Source organism: Streptomyces sp. NPDC054834 (assembly GCF_053611185.1).
The window spans coordinates 207,796-223,333 of record NZ_JBSGZV010000010.1; the positions used below are offsets into that span (position 1 = coordinate 207,796).

At 68.6% G+C, this 15,538-nt stretch carries 16 protein-coding genes; 6 read left to right on the forward strand and 10 right to left on the reverse strand.

Translation table 11 applies throughout. The annotated features are described in order from the left end of the window. Positions 1 to 8 precede the first annotated feature (8 nt). On the reverse strand, positions 9 to 1,751 hold the full coding sequence (locus tag ACWGJM_RS16720) for a fatty acyl-AMP ligase (RefSeq protein WP_453412408.1): 1,743 nt from the start codon (positions 1,749 to 1,751) through the stop codon (positions 9 to 11). Positions 1,752 to 1,960: 209 nt separating this feature from the next. Between ACWGJM_RS16720 and ACWGJM_RS16725 the strand changes: the two genes are divergently transcribed. After that, positions 1,961 to 3,412 (forward strand): MFS transporter, encoded by a 1,452-nt coding sequence (locus ACWGJM_RS16725; RefSeq protein WP_453412409.1) that lies wholly within the window; start codon positions 1,961 to 1,963, stop codon positions 3,410 to 3,412. A gap of 91 nt (positions 3,413 to 3,503) precedes the next feature. On the opposite strand, the gene ACWGJM_RS16730 is transcribed toward ACWGJM_RS16725, so the two are convergent. After that, the gene (locus tag ACWGJM_RS16730; RefSeq protein ID WP_453412410.1) at positions 3,504 to 4,160 is read right to left on the reverse strand and encodes a GAF domain-containing protein; all 657 of its coding nucleotides are present in this window, start codon (positions 4,158 to 4,160) and stop codon (positions 3,504 to 3,506) included. Positions 4,161 to 4,432: 272 nt separating this feature from the next. On the opposite strand from ACWGJM_RS16730, the gene ACWGJM_RS16735 reads away from it, so the two are divergent. Beyond that, entirely contained in the window at positions 4,433 to 5,449 is a 1,017-nt protein-coding gene (locus tag ACWGJM_RS16735) for an alpha/beta fold hydrolase (protein WP_453412411.1), read from the forward strand. A gap of 86 nt (positions 5,450 to 5,535) precedes the next feature. Here the strand turns inward: ACWGJM_RS16735 and ACWGJM_RS16740 are convergent, their stop codons facing one another. From ACWGJM_RS16740 to ACWGJM_RS16760, 5 genes are all read right to left on the reverse strand, one after another. Next, positions 5,536 to 5,814, reverse strand: coding sequence for a hypothetical protein (locus ACWGJM_RS16740; protein ID WP_453412412.1), 279 nt, complete (start codon positions 5,812 to 5,814; stop codon positions 5,536 to 5,538). A 54-nt stretch (positions 5,815 to 5,868) separates the two neighbouring features. Continuing rightward, entirely contained in the window at positions 5,869 to 6,144 is a 276-nt protein-coding gene (locus tag ACWGJM_RS16745) for a hypothetical protein (protein WP_453412413.1), read from the reverse strand. A gap of 248 nt (positions 6,145 to 6,392) precedes the next feature. Further along, positions 6,393 to 6,665: a hypothetical protein gene (locus ACWGJM_RS16750; RefSeq protein WP_453412414.1), complete on the reverse strand. Its 273-nt coding sequence runs from the start codon at positions 6,663 to 6,665 to the stop codon at positions 6,393 to 6,395. Between the two features lie 238 nt (positions 6,666 to 6,903). After that, positions 6,904 to 7,179 carry a hypothetical protein gene (locus ACWGJM_RS16755; RefSeq protein ID WP_453412415.1) on the reverse strand — a complete coding sequence of 92 codons (276 nt, stop codon included), beginning with the start codon at positions 7,177 to 7,179 and terminating at the stop codon, positions 6,904 to 6,906. Between the two features lie 235 nt (positions 7,180 to 7,414). Then, on the reverse strand, positions 7,415 to 7,693 hold the full coding sequence (locus tag ACWGJM_RS16760; protein ID WP_453412416.1) for a hypothetical protein: 279 nt from the start codon (positions 7,691 to 7,693) through the stop codon (positions 7,415 to 7,417). Positions 7,694 to 8,003: 310 nt separating this feature from the next. On the opposite strand from ACWGJM_RS16760, the gene ACWGJM_RS16765 reads away from it, so the two are divergent. Next, positions 8,004 to 8,273 carry a chaplin gene (locus ACWGJM_RS16765; protein ID WP_453412417.1) on the forward strand — a complete coding sequence of 90 codons (270 nt, stop codon included), beginning with the start codon at positions 8,004 to 8,006 and terminating at the stop codon, positions 8,271 to 8,273. Positions 8,274 to 8,344: 71 nt separating this feature from the next. On the opposite strand, the gene ACWGJM_RS16770 is transcribed toward ACWGJM_RS16765, so the two are convergent. The 3 genes from ACWGJM_RS16770 to ACWGJM_RS16780 all read right to left on the reverse strand — a co-directional run bounded on the left by ACWGJM_RS16770 (position 8,345) and on the right by ACWGJM_RS16780 (position 11,382). After that, positions 8,345 to 9,211, reverse strand: a complete 867-nt coding sequence (locus tag ACWGJM_RS16770; protein WP_453412418.1) for a tyrosinase family protein — start codon at positions 9,209 to 9,211, stop codon at positions 8,345 to 8,347. Beyond that, entirely contained in the window at positions 9,208 to 9,699 is a 492-nt protein-coding gene (locus ACWGJM_RS16775; RefSeq protein ID WP_453412419.1) for a tyrosinase family oxidase copper chaperone, read from the reverse strand. The genes ACWGJM_RS16770 and ACWGJM_RS16775 overlap by 4 nt, the downstream gene beginning before the upstream one ends. Before the next feature lie 1,047 nt (positions 9,700 to 10,746). Beyond that, positions 10,747 to 11,382 (reverse strand): hypothetical protein, encoded by a 636-nt coding sequence (locus ACWGJM_RS16780; RefSeq protein ID WP_453412420.1) that lies wholly within the window; start codon positions 11,380 to 11,382, stop codon positions 10,747 to 10,749. A 340-nt stretch (positions 11,383 to 11,722) separates the two neighbouring features. On the opposite strand from ACWGJM_RS16780, the gene ACWGJM_RS16785 reads away from it, so the two are divergent. Genes ACWGJM_RS16785 through ACWGJM_RS16795 form a run of 3 tightly spaced genes read left to right on the forward strand, consistent with a single transcriptional unit; the run spans position 11,723 to position 15,536 of the window. Continuing rightward, the gene (locus tag ACWGJM_RS16785; RefSeq protein WP_453412421.1) at positions 11,723 to 12,790 is read left to right on the forward strand and encodes a DUF3344 domain-containing protein; all 1,068 of its coding nucleotides are present in this window, start codon (positions 11,723 to 11,725) and stop codon (positions 12,788 to 12,790) included. 50 nt (positions 12,791 to 12,840) lie between these two features. Further along, on the forward strand, positions 12,841 to 14,115 hold the full coding sequence (locus ACWGJM_RS16790) for a glycosyltransferase family 4 protein (protein ID WP_453412422.1): 1,275 nt from the start codon (positions 12,841 to 12,843) through the stop codon (positions 14,113 to 14,115). Then, positions 14,112 to 15,536, forward strand: a complete 1,425-nt coding sequence (locus tag ACWGJM_RS16795) for an exopolysaccharide biosynthesis polyprenyl glycosylphosphotransferase (RefSeq protein WP_453412423.1) — start codon at positions 14,112 to 14,114, stop codon at positions 15,534 to 15,536. The genes ACWGJM_RS16790 and ACWGJM_RS16795 overlap by 4 nt, the downstream gene beginning before the upstream one ends. Positions 15,537 to 15,538: the final 2 nt, after the last annotated feature.

The window sequence follows — 15,538 nt, forward strand, 5'->3', positions numbered from 1 at the left end:
CGTAGGTTTCAGGCGCCTGTCCCCGCAGCCCACGCGCCCGCCAGGTACTGGTCACGGCAGGCGCTGCGGGCGACCTTGCCGCTGGTGGTGCGCGGGACGGTGCCACGTGGTGCCAGCACGAAGGCATGCAGGGCGACGCCGTGCCTGGCGGCGACCGCGGAGCGCACCGCACGGGTCACCTCCTCCGCCAGCACCTCGGGCTCGGTCACCTCCCGGGCGTGCTCGGCCACGACGGCCAGTCGCTCGCCGTCGGTGGTGGACAGGGAGAACGCGGCGATGTGGTGCGGGCGGATCGCCGGATGAGCCGCCTTGACGGTCTCCTCGATGTCGTGCGGGTAGTGGTTGGTCCCGTCGATGATCACCAGGTCCTTCAGACGGCCGGTGACGTAGAGCTGCTTGTCGTGCCACACGCCCAGGTCACCGGTGCGCAGCCAGGGGGCGGCCGGGTCGTCGCCGCCGAGTACCGCGCGGAAGGTGGCCTCGCTCTGCTCGTGGTGGTTCCAGTAGCCACGTCCGATGTTGGGGCCGCGCAGCCAGATCTCACCGACGGCTCCCTCTTCCCGACGCCTGCCTGTCGCCGGATCGGCGATCGCGATGTCCTGTCCCGTCGGCCGGCCGCATGCGACGAGTTCGGTCACCGCCCGGTCGTCGGAGCTCTCCGAGACGCGTGCTACTCCCTCCCCGATGGCTTGCCGGTCGAAGGAGGTGACGGTCGGCTCCTCTCCCGCCGGTGTGGCGCACACGAAGACGGTCGCCTCGGCCAGACCGTAGGAGGGCCGCATCGTCGTACGCCGCATACCGACGGGCGCGAAGGCCGTCTGAAAGCGCTCAAGAGTGCGAGGCCCGATGGGTTCGCTGCCGTTCACCATGGCAGCGACGGAGTCCAGCGACAGTTCGGCGCGTTCCTCGGCGTCCACCCTCTGTACGCAGTAGTCGTAGGCGAAGTTGGGCGCGGCGGTGAGCGCTCCGTGGTACTGCGTCAGCAGGCGCAGCCAGCGCACGGGTTGCTGGATGAACGCCAAAGGATCCATGAAGACCGACGGCAGGTGACCGATGATCGGCAGGGCGATGGCCAGTACCAGCCCCATGTCGTGGTAAAGCGGCAGCCACCCGACGGTGCAGTTACGGCCTCGCCGGATGTCGTAGGCCTCGAGAGCCTGCCGGGCATTGGCGCACACATTGGCGTGTGTGATCACCACTCCGGAGGGAATTCTGGTGGAGCCCGAGGTGTATTGCAGATAGGCGACGTCATTCGGCAGCGGTTCGTCGAAGTCCTCCCGCACTCCCACCGAGTTCTGTGCCAGCTCCCGCTCGGTGACGACCTGGAAGTCGGCGGACATGCCGTGCGTCGCACAGAAATCCGTGAGCGGCTCGCGCTGTTCCTCGACGGTCAACAGGATTTTGGGTGATGCGTCCCGCAGCACCGCCGCGAGCTTCTCCGCGTGCCCCGGCAGGGACGGCGAGAACAGGGGAACGGCGATTGCGCCGGCACAAGCGGCGGCGAGGAAACCCACAACGTATTCGAGGCTTTGCGGAGCGACGACCGCGACCCTCTCCCCCATCGCATCGGCGCAGCGCAGAGCCCAGGCGGCCCGCCGTACCCGCTCGTCCAGTTCCTTCCAGGTGAGTGTGGAGGCCACACCCCGGGTGTCGGTGCTGTGGTCGACGAATGTGAAGGCCACTTCGTCGGGTGTGAGAGCAGCGACTCGGGCAAGGTGGTGGCTGATGGTGTCTGTCACCGAGAATGGCACTGGCTCACCGCACCTTCGTTTTTCAGCAGGTCACAGCGCCCGTCAGCGCAAGCAGTGGAACAACAGCGAAACATGAAGCTGTCCGCCTTCTCCGGTGACACGCCGATACAAGCCTGCGCCGCGCTCACCTCATGGCTCCGCAACACCTATATTTCGCACGTGAAGGCAATCCGGGTACCGCGCCGGGCATATCACTGCGGCCAGGAACCATGAGTCGGCTACGCACCGCGAGCGTCGTTACGGCGGTCATTCTCGCCACGTTCCTGACGGCTCTCGACAACAGTGTGGTGAATGTCGCCCTGCCTCAGATGCGCAGGGAACTCGGTATGAACGACACGAGCTTGAAGTGGGTGGCGACCGCGTACCCGCTGTCGCTTGCCAGCTTTCTGCTGTTCGCCGGCCAGCTGACCGATGCCAGGGGGCGGCGCTGGTCCCTGCTGACCGGGCTTACGGCGTTCACCGCGGCCTCCGCCTGCTGCGCGCTGTCGGGCACCGCGGGGGTGCTCGTCGGCTTCCGCACCGTACAGGGCGCCGGCGCGGCGTTCATCCTGCCCGCCTCGTTGGCGGTGCTGTCCCACGACCTGCCGCGCGGTGTGCGCACAGCCGGATTCGGTGCGACGACCGCGGCACTGGCGTCCGCGCTGGCCTTCGGACCGGTCGTCTCCGGCGTCGTGACACAGCACTGGGGCTGGGAGTGGCTCTTCGTGCTGAACATTCCGCTGGGAATCGCCGGCTTCCTCGTCGGCATCCTTGCCCTGCCCGGCGCCGGACGCGACCCACGCCCGTCGCCCTACGGCGTCGCCGCAGTGCCCCACCGCGTGCTCGCGCTGACGTGCCTCTCCCTTGCCGCCCTGGTCTACTGTCTGATTCAGGGACCCGCATACGGATTCGGTGAGCCGACGGTGATCGTCTCGGGTGCCGCCGCCGTCTGCGGTGCGGTCGCACTGTGCCGCCGGCGAGGACCGCGCCACAGTGCCGCGCTGGGCGAGTTGCTGCACCGGCGGCCCTTCATGGGTGGGCTGGTCACCCAGCTGTTGTGGGGGCTGGGGGTGAGTGGCGTCTACTTCTACACCTCCCAGTTCCTGCAGAGCGGTTTGCGGCTCAGCCCTACACAGTCCGGGCTGACCTTCACGCCCGTGGTCGCGGCGCTGTGCCTCACCGCCCCGTTCGTGGCGGCCATGGCCAGGCGGTGGGGAGACGGCCGGATCGCCGCATCGGGGCTGATCCTGGTGGCCTGCGGACTGCTCCTGGTCGCACTGGGCAGTCGCTACGGCGAGCTTCTCGACCTGACGCCGGGACTGGCCGCGGTGGGCGCGGGTTCGGCCCTCGCGCTGCCCATGACGACGCGAGCCCTGGAGTCCTCCCCCGGCCATCTGTCCGGCTTCGCCGCCGGCTTGTTCAGTGCTGTCCGTGAGCTGTCAGGTGTCTTCGGCATCGTGCTCGTGGGCGCCGTCGTGACCTTCGTGCAACGCTCGGCGCTGTCCGGGGGAGCCGAGTACCAGGAAGCCCTGCGGACGGGGTACCAGGCCGGTCTGTGCATGGCGGCGGCGCTGGTCGGAGCGGGTGCACCGGTCGCCGTCTGGGCCCTGCGCCGCCCTCCGGGAAATGACCGGGAGCGCGGCTGCCGGGTCGTCGAGTCATCGGCCGGAGGCAAGCCGTAGTCCCCCTTCCGCGCTCAGTTCCCGTTCGTCTCGCTGCTGCCGTCGTCCGCCGTGTCGCTTTGTGCGGTGGCTCCCTCGTATCCCGCCGCGATCACCGGCCGGGTTCCCATGGCCTTCTCGGCGCGCCCATCGCCGGTCCGTCGGCCGGCCCGCGGTCCGCCATGTGCACGGCCCCCAAGAGCAGCGAGAACAGACGTATGAGGCTTTCGCCTGTCTCCGCGAAGGCGTCGACGTGGGGCGCGTCCAGTATGAGCACCCCCACGGGCCGGTCCCCCGCGTGCACGGGGGCGATGATGGACGACCGGTAGCCGTCCCCCAGGTTGATCATCGGGTAGCCGCTGGTCGAGAGTGTGTCGTCGATCCTGACGGTGGTCTTGCGGCCGAGGGCCCACAACAGGTCCCTACCGTCCGGCTCGTCGGTGGTGTACTCATCGGGAGCCTGGCTCACGTCACCGTACTGTCCTCGTCGCCGAAGGCTGCGGCCGTCTTCGGCGAGGGCGTAGTAGGCGCACCTGGTGCCGGGATCCCCATGGGTGGCGGCCAAGGAGCAGAGGTTTTCGCTGAAGGCGGTGATCTCCTCGTCAGCGAGCTTCGCCTTCGAGCGCAGCGCGACATAGGCGGCCAGGCTCGAGCATGCGGTTCCCGCGGTGATGAACGTGATCTGCACGACGCCGGCCACGTAATTGACGACTGAGCCCGCGGCGAATGCCGCGCCGGGGAACAGCGCCGCCGCCGCGGTGATCAGCATGCGCCGGCTCTTCCTCGATCGTCCACCCATGGCTGCCCCTTGACCGAATCCTCAATCACCGCGGTTTTCCGGTGCAGTGGATGGGCAGCGCACTGACGTCTGCATCCAGTGACTCCGACCGCAGCAGCCACGGACAACAAGCATGGACAACAATCATCCGAACGGATTAGGGATCCACCGGAATAGTCACATAATGCGGGAGCGTCTCATACGCGGCGACTTCTGAAATACCAAGGCGCACATCCATTCAATTTCACCGGAATCGCCCACAAATGACGGATTACGTCAAGAAGGTGGCATTTCGCGCAATCATGGCAGGGTTCGCCATCGTTCCATCTACCCGGGAGCCGTTCATGCGCAGTGCCGTCACCACCGCCCAGGTCGAGGAGCGGAGTCTCGCTTTCGAGGGTTTCGCTTACGGGTGCCGCATCGTCCACCAAAGAGCCCCGCAGACGGCGCCGCTGGTGTTGCTCGGAGGCTCGTCCCAGAACAGATATTCGTGGCAGGGACACGAGAGGTGGCTGGCACCGCTGTGCACGTTGATCACCGTGGATCTTCCTGGTTACGGCTCCTCGAACTTCCTGCCCGCGGAATACGGCATCGACTTCCTTGCCGCCGCGGTCAAACACATGCTGGTGGAGATCGGGATGCCGCGGGTGAATCTCTTCGGCGGCTGCTTCGGTGAGGTCGTGGGTCTCCGATTCGCGCAGCTCCATCCGGAGTTCATCAGTCGCATCGTCTTCTGCGGCGCGGCGAGACGCCTTCCTGAGATCTATTCCGAAGCTGTGCCGCGTCTGTCTCGCGCGCTCGAACGCGGCGAGATCGCACAGGCCGCCGGCGGACTGGTCCGGCTGTTCATGTCGAACCCCGGTGCCGGTCAGGTGCGCAGGCACGCGGCCGTGGCACGCCTCCTCCATCGGCAGTTCATGGACCAGACGCCGGACGAGCTGAAGAAGGCGGTCGAGCACAACACGCGGCTGATGACGCACGGCTGCTTCCGGCCATTGCCCATCCCCCATGTGCCGTCTCTGGTGTTCACCGGGGAGTACGACACCCTGTGCACGCCCCAGATGGGTCGTGAGGTCGCCGCGGCGATGCCATCAGCGCGGTTCACGACGATCAAGGACGCCGACCACCTGGTCACCGTCGAGCGCATGCAGGAGACCGCGGACCTGATCGGCCGGTTCTGCACCGACCGGCCCATCGACGGTCTGCCGTACTGCAACGCCGTCGAATCACCGTCTGCCGGCCCTGTTTCCGCACATCGCTGCCGCATTCCAGCACAGTGAGCGACCACGGGCGGAGCGACATACGCAGAATGGCCGGGCCCTGATATCGGGTTCCGGCCATTCTCCGCTGTGTGGACTCGTGGGCGTCAGGACTTCTCGCCAGGGATGGCAGCGCTGCTGACACAGGAGACCTGACCGCCCGCAGCCGGGCAGTTCTGCGTCGAGTAGTTCACGACCGTGACGTTTCCGTGCCTGTCGGTGGTGACCTGGTACTCGCTCACCTGTACGCAGCGCACGTGGCCCTTGCCGTCGTCGGCGCACTTGTCGGAGCCGTCACCGGCGAAGGCCTGGGCGGCCCCGGCGCCGATCAGAGCGAAGCTCCCCATGACGCCGACTGCCGCGGCGATTTTCTTCGAATTGAGCATCTGCCTTTTCCTTTACAGTCGGTCCCCGTGCTGCCTAGATCACCTCACAAGTGATCACTTGCCGACGGGGGCGGCCTGCGTGCAGTTCACCGACTTGTGCTTGCTGAGGTCGTTGACCTGGAGGCCGAGGACGTTGACCACGACATTGACGTCGTGGACGTTGATAAGGCCTCCCTGCCAGGTCGACTCGTTCGCCGAACACGTCTGGCTCTGCTTGGGGTCGACCTTGGTCTGCGAGTCCCCATCCGCAGCGTGGACGACGCCGGCGCCCAGGAAGCTGACGCTGCCGAGCATGGCCACAGCGACTGCCGCCTTCTGGTACTTGCGCATTGCTTCTCCGCTTCTTGAGTTGACACAGCTCGTAATGGGCTAGCAACTGACAGTCGCCAACTGTAGGGGACGTTTGCGGCCTTTGGCGGATGAAACGCTCAAGCGCCCAAGCTTACAAAAAATGCCACAATCCTACACTTCTGCATATGACTTGGGCGCCCGAAGTGGGCATCGAGTCAAACGGCAGGCCCCGGGGCTCGATAACCTGCTTCGAGCCCCGGGGCCTGCCTAGATCACCCGATCGGCGATCAGTGACCGATGGTGAAGATCTGGGTGCAGGTCACCGACGTGTGCTCGCTGGTGTCACTCTTCTGGGCGCCCAGCGCGTTGACCGGGGCGGTGTTCCCACTGAGCGTCTCGGAGCCCTCGGCGTAGCTCTTGTTCGCCGAGCACTGCTGGTTCTGCTTGTTGTCCAGCTTGACAGCCGCGTCGTCATCTCCGGCCTGACTGACGCCCGCGCCGAGGAAGCCGACGCTGCCGAGCATGGCCACCACGACTGCAGCCTTCTGGTACTTGCGCATTACCTCTCCGTTTCTCGTGTCGACACAACCCGTAATAGGTTGGCCACCGACAGTTATTAACGTAAGTGACTTTTGCGGCTTTTGACAGGAGAAACGCTTAAACGCGCAGATTTCTTGAATAATGGCATAATCTGATTGACATAGGCGGTCAGGACTTCCTGGAAAGCAAACGGCAGGCCCCGCGGCTCGAACACGATGGTTCCAGCCGCGGGGCCTGCGCAGATCACCCGATCAGTGACTACTTGCCGATAGTGAAGAGCTGGGTGCAAGTCACCGAGGTGTGCTCGCTCTTGTCGTTGTACTGCAGGCCGGCGGCGTTGACCGGGGCGAAGTTTTCGCTGCCCGTCTTGGAGCCCGTCAGGTAGGTTCCGTCCGCCGAGCACGACTGGTTCTGCTTGTTGTCCAGCTTCACCGTCGCGCCGTCGTCACCATGGGCCTGGCTGACGCCCGCGCCGAGGAAGCCGACACTGCCGAGCATGGCCGCGACGACCGCAGCCTTCTGGTACTTGCGCATTACCTCTCCGTTTCTCGTGTCGGCACAGTCCGTGATGGACTTGCCACTGACAGTCACCAACACTAGGCGACATTTGCGGCTTCTCATAGGAGAAACGCACGCACGCTTAAATTTCTTGAACAGTCGCAGTATCAGGGACTTCTACGCATGCATCGAGTGGCCGAACGGCAGGCCCCGCGGTTCGAACGCACCGGTTCACACCTCGCGGGGCCTGCCCAGATCATCCGTTCGGCGATCAGTGACCGATGGCCAAGACGTTGGTGCAGTCGTTGGAGGAGTGCTCGCTCTTGTCGGCGAACTGGAGGCCGGTCGTGTTGGTCGGCAGCAGGAGGTCGCTGCCCGTCTGGGTACCCGCGAGGTAGGTCCTGTCCGCGGAGCACAGGTTGGTCTGCTTGTTGTCCAGCTTGAACTTCCCGCCGTCCTCATCGCCGTGGGCCTGGCTGGTGCCCGCACCGAGGAAGCTGACGCTACCGAGCAGAGCCATGACGACTGCGGCCTTCTGGTACTTGCGCATTACCTCTCCGTTTCTCGTGTCGACACAACCCGTGAGGGGTCGGTCACTGACAGTCCTCAACTTAGAGGATCTTTTATGCTTTTCCCATGAGACACGCGCGATTGAGCATGTTTTCTGACAAAGGGATGTTCTGACATCGAGCTGCGCAACCCTACGGATGACGGCAGAAGTCACGCCTGTCCGGCGAAGTCCCCATGTAAGGGTGATCTGGTGACAAACAGCCGTAACCGGCTCCGGGTCGTCGCGTTGAGCGGGGAGTGCGGTCGCGCGTCATGCCGCCGCGCTTATACAAGTCACAAAGGAGAACGTGATGTCTCTCATCGCGAAGGCGGGGATCGCTGCTCTCGGCACGGGCGCCGTGGTCCTCAGCGGGGCGGGTCTCGCTGCGGCAGGCGCCGGCGCCGAGGGCGCGGCGATCGGCTCGGGCGGCCTGGCGTCCGGCAATGTCATCCAGGTGCCGATCCACGCGCCGATCAACGTGTGCAACAACACCGTCCACGGGCTCGCTGCTCTCAACGCGACCTTCGGCAACGCCTGCAAGAACGGCCACCACCACAAGAAGCACAATTACGGCAACTGACCTCTGTCGTTCTGGCCAGAGAGCCCCGGCGCGATCAAGCGCCGGGGCTCTTCCCATGAATCTGCGTCAGATCACGCGTACCGGTAGATCCGGCCGACGTCCTCGAGTTCGTCCGGAGTCACGTCCCACGGCGGCAGCTTCTGGTGCCGTGCCACGATCCGGTCGCGCTGCTCGTCGCCACGGCCGGGCGGTGTCGCGGGCAGATAGCGGGCCCCGCGGTGCCTGCGCTGCCAGCGGTACCACTGGAGATCGACGAAGGCGTGATGCAGCCAGAAGACCGGGTCGTTGACGGAGGCGCCACCGAGCATCGCCCCGCCGACCCAGCGGTGCACCCGGTTGTGGTTGTACCAGGAGGCGCTGCCCCGGCCGGTGCTCCAGCCCTCCAGCCTGTTACGGAAACCTCGTGTGACCGTCGAGTCCCAGGGCGCCGTGTCGTAGGCGGGTTCCTGCAACGCCCACTCCAGCTCGCTCTTCGTGGGCAGGTCGATCGGATCGCGGGAGCGGCCGAGGTCCCGGGTGAGGAACTCCTCGTCCGTCTCGCCCACCTTGATGGTCCAGTTGCCCTCCCGGTGGGCGAACGGACCGGTCATCACCTGGTGGTCGGCACGGCGTCCGTCGCCGCCGAGCAGGTCCGCCGTCCAGGGGACGGAGGTGGTGGTGCGGTCACGCGTCCAGTCCCAGTACGGAACGGTCACCGAGGAGTCCACACGGCGCAGCGCGCGCTCGAGGTCGAGAAGGAACCGGCGATGCCAGGGCAGGAAGGAGGGTGCCATGTGCGCGGTACGCAGTCCCTGCTCGCCGTCGGGCGAGAAGTACTCGATGTGCATCCGCACGAACTCGTCGTACTCGCCTCGCCGTTTGACCTCCAGCAGCGCTTTGACGAACCGGCGCTTCTCGGCTCCCGTGAGCGTGCCCGCGTCCTTGCGCACGTACGTCATGCCCGTCCCCCCATGTGGGAGTGCTCCGCGCCCACCGGCCCCGGAGCCAGGTCGCGCAGCCGCCGGCCGGGGCCGAGTTCGTCGACGGCGGCGCGGGCGGCCTCGAGCGGTGTCCGGTACGAGCAGTAGTGGTCGACCATGCTCAGCCAGGTGCCGTCGGCACGGCGCATCAGATGCAGCGGGCGGCCGTCCACGGTGACGTGCCACCGGCCGTCCTCTGCGGCTCCTCGCTCGGGGACCCACATGCCCAGGATGTGACGGCCGCGGTACGTCTGGTCGAAGGCGGTGCCGTTCGGGTGGTCTCCGGCGGGGGATCCGTGGCGTGAGGACCGGAGCGCGGCGGCCACCGGAGCCAGGGCGGCCGCAGCCGCGCAGGCGAGCAGACCGAGCGTCGCGTTCCGTCGTGTACCGCCTGCCGGTCCGGGTCGACTCGGGCCCGGTGCACCGTCCTCGGCGCCCACCGGCACTCCGCCGATGCCGACGACCATCGTTCACTCCTCGTCCGGTTCGGTTGTCCCGCTAGCGCGGTCCGGTCACCGATAGGGACGCGTGTTCAGGTCGGTCCTACGCACGGTCCCCGGCGTCGTCGCCAGCCCTGTACACGGAGGGACGGCCCTCGGATTCCACCGAGGGCCGTCCCTCCGTACGGCATGGTCCGAGCCCTACAGCCACAGATTGCCGTGGACCGGCTTGACCTGGCTGACCGCGTTCGAGGCGTCCTTCGCCGAGGGGATCAGCGAGTTGTGACCGCTCACGCTGAGGGGGAACTTGGTGGTCACGCCACCGCTGAGGTCCGTGTTCGCCAGGTCCGGGGTGCTCGGGACTGCGGGGGCGCTCTGCGCGACCGGAGCACTTGGAGCCGCCGGAGCAGCGGGAGCACTCTGAGCGACCGGAGCACTCGGAGCCGCCGGAGCAGCGGGAGCACTCTGAGCCACCGGAGTAGCGGGAGCGCTCTGAGCGACCGGAGCAGCGGGAGCGCTCTGAGCGACCGGAGCCGCCGGAGCACTCTGAGCCGCCGGAGCAGCGGGAGCACTCTGAGCAACCGGAGCACTCGGAGCCGCCGGAGCACTCTGAGCCGCCGGAGCAGCGGGAGCGCTCTGAGCGACCGGAGCACTCGGGACCACCGGACCAGCGGGAGCACTCTGAGCGACCGGAGCACTCGGAGCCGCCGGAGCAGCGGGCGCACTCTGCTCGACCGGAGCACTCGGAGCCGCCGCAGCGCTCTGGACGTCAGGCGCACTCTGGACGCCGGTCGCACCCGGGGCGACGGAGGCGTCCTGGGCGAACGCAGGCGTGCCGACGCTGGCAGCAATCATGGATCCGGCAAAGACGGCGACAGCCTTCAGGGGCTTCATCGTGTTCCTTTCTGCGGCAACGCGGGTTGCCGGAGGGGACTCTGTCGCCGTGTGTAACGAGCTCTGACCGGTGCGGAAACCGGAGGCGCCGAAGATTGCGAGTCCTCATATGAGATCACTCGCGGTGCCGTTCCGGCGGCCGGCACCACGACTGGACGGGGAGAACCGTACGGGAGGCGCTCACCAAGCCTGCGGCACCACCGTCGTCGGCAGCGAGATCGCGGGGAGCGTCACGGCCGGCACCTCGGACACCGATGTCGACGGGATCTCGGTCGGCGCCGGCAGCGCGTTGTCGACCAGCGTGGCGGTGAGGAGCTTGATCGCGTCGGTCAGCAGCTCGGTGGCCGACGGATACACCTGGTCGATGTCACCGGAGACGGCCGCCTGCACGAGATTGTCGATGGCCTCCTCGAGGGCGTCCAGGGCGTCGCTCGTGGGGTCGGCGGCTCGCCGCTCGGCCGCCCCGGGTGCGACGGTGCCCCGAGTGAGCGCGGGCAGCGCGCCCCTCGTCGCGGCCTTGGCAGCCGCCTTGGCCAGGGCGCGCTTCGCGGCGTCGCCGAGTTTCCGGGCCTCGGCGGCGGACAGCCGGCCGTTGTCCGCCTGGAGCGCCGCGTCGACCAGGTCGGTGACCGCGGTGGCCTCAGCGCCGAAGGAGTTGAGGCTTCTGAGCTTGGCGACAAGCGCGTCCGCCCCGGGGAGCGGCGTGTCGGGCGACGCCGCGTGGCTGCGCTCGAGGGCCGGGTCGGCCGCCATGGCGGCGGGCCCGGTGATCCCGACCAGGACTGCGGCGCACAGTGCGCCGGACGCGATACGCATGGGGGTTCCTCTCGACGGGTGCCGATCTTGAACCCACCGTGGAAGCACTCAGGGCTGCCTGCAACCGGGCGTACGCCAACCAGGGAGAGCACCCGCCGAAGGGGCGAGTGCGGACGGGGGCCGACCGTTCGGTGACACGCGGGACGGCGCCGGTTTTGTGCGCCGATGGCGTGATTCTGTGAAGCTGACTGACTTCACGATTCCGACACACATGCCCGGTTTCACCATACTTGTCTGGTTAGCGGTTAGCGTGCGGACTTCCCGACGCACCCCTCCGGGCGGACACATCGCGCTCTGCCGCTGCTGCACCGCCACCTGTTCCGAAAGGGCAACGACGGTCATGCCCCATTACCTGGGTCCGCTGCTTCGCCGTGCGACGGTGGGCGTCCTCGCCCTTGCCGCGATGGGGGCAGCCGGCAGCTCCCCGTCGGCCGCGACGGCCTCACCGGAGGCAACGAGCCTCACGTTCGCCCAGCGGTACCGCGCCCACCTGCACGGCGGCATCGTGCGCGCGGCCAACTCCTCCATCAGCTGCCGCACGGCACCCGCGTGCTCCGACGTGCAGTCCGGCGGGGGCGGTGTGAACGGTGACTTCGACATGTTCTACGTCGACGTCGACGGCGACCCGAACACCTACAACTCCTCCCGCGCGGAGGTCCGTCTGCCCGCCGGCTCCCAAGTGACGTACGCGCGTCTGTACTGGGGCGGCAACCTGCGCGTGGGCGAGCAGAAGCCGCCGGAGGACAACGAGAAGGTACTGATCGCCGAGCCCGGCGGCGAGTACAAGCCGCTCCGCGCGGACACGGTCGTCGGACACCGCGTCGCCGACGGCGCGGAAGCCTTCCAGGCCTCGGCGGACGTGACACAGATGGTCCGGGACAGCGCGCCGGGCATGTACAGCGTGGCCCAGGTCAACGTGGCGATGGGCAGGTCCCAGGCCGGGGCATGGGGAGGCTGGACGCTGGTCGTGGCGTACCAGAACCCGGCGGAGCCCGTGCGGGACCTCGCGATCTGGGACGGTTTCGCACGGCTGAAGTCCCACGACGCGGAGCTGCGGCTCCGTGACGCCAACTTCGCCGCCGGCGCGGGCGGCTACGCGGGCCTGGTGGCGTACAACGGCGACCGCGGCGTCACCGGCGACTCGCTCACCATGTCGACCGGCCACGACGGATCCATCGCTCTCACCGGCCCCGCCAACCCGCCGGACGACGTCCTGAACTCCACCATCGCCGACTGGGGGACCGCGCGCGTGCCGGCGTACGCCAACAACCTCGGCTTCGACTCCGACGTGTTCGACCTCGGAAGGGGCCTCCAGCAGGCCGGTGACCGGGTGAACCTGCGGCTCGCCTCCAACCGGGACTCGGCCTGGGCCGGCGTTCTCTTCGCCGCCGTCGACGCCCAGCAGTGAATCCGTCGCCCCCCGTTCCGGGCGCTTTCGCGAGCAAGGAAGCCGTGCATATGCATCCGTCATCCACCAGCCGCCGGCCGCGGGTCATGCACCTCACCCAACCTGTGGACGGCGGGGTCGCGCGCGTGGTGACCGACCTGGTCCGGGAACAGCTGGCCGACGGCGCGGACGTCGTCGTCGCCTGTCCCGACAGCGCGCTCACGGCGGAACTGCGGGCGCTCGGCGCGACCGTACGGCACTGGTCCGCGACACGGTCGCCGGGGCCGACGCTCGCGCGGGAGGTACGGCACCTGGCGCGGCTGATCGACGAGGTACGCCCCGATCTGGTGCACGCCCACAGCGCGAAGGCCGGCCTCGCCGGGCGGCTCGCGGTGCGCGGGCGGATCCCGACGGTCTTCCAGCCGCACGCGTGGTCGTTCGAGGCGGTCGGCGGGATCACCGCGAACCTCGCGCTCAAGTGGGAACGACGGAGCGCCCGTTGGGCGACCCGCGTAATCTGTGTGAGCGAGGCGGAGCGCGCCACCGGGGTACGCGCCGGGATCTCCGGCCGGTGGACCGTCGTCCCCAACGGCATCGATCCCGAACGCTTCCACCCGGCCCCGGCCGGCACCGTGCGGGCCGGCCTCGCACCGCTCGCCGGCATCGACCCGGCGGCGCCGCTCGCGGTCTGCGTGGGCCGACTGTGCCGGCAGAAGGGTCAGGACGTCCTGCTGCGGGCGTGGGACACCGTCGCACGCCGAGTGCCCGACGCCCGCCTCGTCCTGGTCGGTGACGGACCGGACAGCGACCGGCTCCGCCGGGAAGCCCCCCCGTCCGTGGTGTTCACGGGCGCCGTCGCCGACGCCTCGCCCTGGTACCAGGCCGCCGATCTCGTCGTCCTGCCCTCCCGCTGGGAGGGCATGGCGCTGGCCCCGCTGGAGGCGATGGCCTGCGGCCGGCCCGTGGTGGTGACAGACGTCGACGGCGCCCGCGAGAGCCTGCCGCCCTCCTTCGCCGCCCATTGCCTGGCCCCCCCGGAGGACCCGGCGGTGCTGGCCGGGGCAGTCACGGAGCTGCTGCTCGACCCGCCGCTGCGCGAGTCGCTCGGCGACCGGGCCCGCCGGCACGTGCTGTCCACCCATGACGTGCGGCACACCGCCCAGGCGGTCGCGGACGTCTACCGCGACCTGCTCGGCACCTGGCCCGCCACCCGAAGGGCGGGCCGGTCCCGAGCGCACGAGCGTGCCGAGCCCGGCCGGCCGCTCGGCACCGGCGGTGGCGCCGAGGCGAACCAGACAAGACAGCGCGTCGCGCCCACCGAGCACAGGGAGTCGAACCACTCGTGACCGCCGAACGTACCGTCCCCTCCCCCGGCCTACAGCCGCGGGACCACCAGTCCTCACCCGTCTCGGTCATGCCGCCGCGCGGCACCGCCCCCGGCATCCGGTTGCCCGCCCAGCGGCCACCGGCGCGCTCGGACTCGCCGGTGCCGCTGCTCGTCGCGGACGGCATCGCCGCCCTGGTCGGCAGCCTGGCACTCACCGAGGGCCACCACCCGGTGGTCATGGCCCTGCTGATCGTCGCATCTCTGCTGCTGCGCCCTCGCGAGACCCGGCCACCGGTGCCGGCGCTGCTGGATGAGCTGCCCGCCGTGTGGGGCCGCATCACGGTGGCCTGGCTGGCGCTCGCGGCGCTCGTGGCGGCCTACCAACCCGAGCACACCCTGTCCGTCCGCACCGTACTGACCGGCCTCGCCCTCCAGGCGACGGCCGGCTTCGCGCTGCGCGGCGCGGTGCACGGACGGCGACGCGCCGCGCTGCTGCGCCACCCGCACACCGCGCTCCTCATCGGCCCGGTGGCGACAGCGCAGCGCGTGGCCGCCGCCGTGCTGCGCCACCCGCGCTGCGGTGTACGTCCGGTGGGGATCGTCGCCGGCCAGCCCGACGGCACCGAGGGCCTGCCGGTGCTGACGACCAGCGAGGAAGTCAAGCGCGCCGTCATCCAGAACGGGGTGCGGGCGGTACTGGCCGTTCACCCCTCCGTGCGCACCGAACAGGGACCGCTGCTGGGGGCGCTGGCCGAAGCGGGCTGCGCCGTGTGGGAGGTCGACCCCGACTCCCCGTCGTACGGGACGAAGGAGCGGCTGGCCGGGTTCGCCTGCCGGCGTCTGGACATGTCCGAGGCCCGCCGCGAGGGCATGGGCAAGCGGATGCTCGACATCCTCGTGTCGGGGACGCTGTTGCTGCTGGTCAGCCCGCTGCTGCTGGTGTGCGCGGCGAACCTGCGGATCATCGACGGGCCGGGCGTGGTGTTCCGGCAGGAGCGCATCGGCAAGAAGGGGAAGCCCTTCACGCTGCTGAAGTTCCGTACGCACCGTCCGGTCGACGAGCACGAGTCGGCGACCCGGTGGAGCGTGGCGAACGAGCACGAGATGCGCTGGTTCTGCCGTATGTTGCGGCGCACCTCGCTCGACGAGCTGCTCCAGCTGTGGAACGTCCTCCGCGGCGACATGAGCCTGGTCGGCCCCCGGCCCGAACGCCCCTACTTCGTCTCGCAGTTCGGCCAGACCTACCCCGGATACGCCGCCCGTCACCGGATGCGGGTCGGCATCACCGGCCTCGCCCAGGTCCACGGACTGCGCGGTGACACCTCCATCGAGGACCGCAGCCGCTTCGACAACGCCTACATCGACAACTGGTCGCTGTGGCAGGACATCTGCATCCTGCTGCGCACCGCGGTCGCCCTGGTGCGCCCGACGGGGAGCTGACA

Coding starts and splice junctions, on each gene's coding strand:
- ACWGJM_RS16725 (WP_453412409.1), top strand. CDS start 1,961: ATGAGTCGGCTACGCACCGCGAGCGTCGTTACGGCGGTCATTCTCGCC.
- ACWGJM_RS16730 (WP_453412410.1), bottom strand. CDS start 4,160: ATGCTGATCACCGCGGCGGCGGCGCTGTTCCCCGGCGCGGCATTCGCC.
- ACWGJM_RS16735 (WP_453412411.1), top strand. CDS start 4,433: ATGACGGATTACGTCAAGAAGGTGGCATTTCGCGCAATCATGGCAGGG.
- ACWGJM_RS16740 (WP_453412412.1), bottom strand. CDS start 5,814: ATGCTCAATTCGAAGAAAATCGCCGCGGCAGTCGGCGTCATGGGGAGC.
- ACWGJM_RS16745 (WP_453412413.1), bottom strand. CDS start 6,144: ATGCGCAAGTACCAGAAGGCGGCAGTCGCTGTGGCCATGCTCGGCAGC.
- ACWGJM_RS16750 (WP_453412414.1), bottom strand. CDS start 6,665: ATGCGCAAGTACCAGAAGGCTGCAGTCGTGGTGGCCATGCTCGGCAGC.
- ACWGJM_RS16755 (WP_453412415.1), bottom strand. CDS start 7,179: ATGCGCAAGTACCAGAAGGCTGCGGTCGTCGCGGCCATGCTCGGCAGT.
- ACWGJM_RS16760 (WP_453412416.1), bottom strand. CDS start 7,693: ATGCGCAAGTACCAGAAGGCCGCAGTCGTCATGGCTCTGCTCGGTAGC.
- ACWGJM_RS16765 (WP_453412417.1), top strand. CDS start 8,004: ATGTCTCTCATCGCGAAGGCGGGGATCGCTGCTCTCGGCACGGGCGCC.
- ACWGJM_RS16770 (WP_453412418.1), bottom strand. CDS start 9,211: ATGACGTACGTGCGCAAGGACGCGGGCACGCTCACGGGAGCCGAGAAG.
- ACWGJM_RS16775 (WP_453412419.1), bottom strand. CDS start 9,699: ATGGTCGTCGGCATCGGCGGAGTGCCGGTGGGCGCCGAGGACGGTGCA.
- ACWGJM_RS16780 (WP_453412420.1), bottom strand. CDS start 11,382: ATGCGTATCGCGTCCGGCGCACTGTGCGCCGCAGTCCTGGTCGGGATC.
- ACWGJM_RS16785 (WP_453412421.1), top strand. CDS start 11,723: ATGCCCCATTACCTGGGTCCGCTGCTTCGCCGTGCGACGGTGGGCGTC.
- ACWGJM_RS16790 (WP_453412422.1), top strand. CDS start 12,841: ATGCATCCGTCATCCACCAGCCGCCGGCCGCGGGTCATGCACCTCACC.